Origin of the sequence: Pseudomonas sp. HY13-MNA-CIBAN-0226, assembly GCF_040310305.1 — a bacterium.
Taxonomy (GTDB): Bacteria; Pseudomonadota; Gammaproteobacteria; order Pseudomonadales; family Pseudomonadaceae; genus Aquipseudomonas; species Aquipseudomonas gregormendelii.
Genome location: NZ_JBEOPS010000124.1, coordinates 1 through 320 on the forward strand (window position 1 = coordinate 1; position 320 = coordinate 320).

The window sequence follows — 320 nt, forward strand, 5'->3', positions numbered from 1 at the left end:
GTGCATGCCGAGCATGCCGACAAACTGACGGTCCGAACCCGGGAATGCGCCGAGGCCCATCAGGGTGTTGGTCACCGGCAGGTTGAGCAGCTTGGCCAGCTCGGTGAGTGGCGCGGAACCGCCGCCCAGAATCACGCCACCGCCGGAGTACAACACGGGGCGCTTGGCCGCCAGGAGCATTTCTGCCGCCTTGCGGATCTGCCCCGAGTGCCCACGGACGGCCGGACTGTAGGAACGCAGCTTGGCTTTCTTGGGAAAAACGTATTCGAATTTTTCGGCCGGGTTGGTCATGTCTTTCGGGATATCGACCACCACAGGGC

The 320-nt window shown here is 63.1% G+C and carries 1 pseudogene; it reads right to left on the bottom strand.

From position 1 onward, the window contains the following. A pseudogene (locus AAEZ05_RS28055) lies at positions 1–320 on the bottom strand (acetolactate synthase 3 large subunit); the annotation flags it as partial.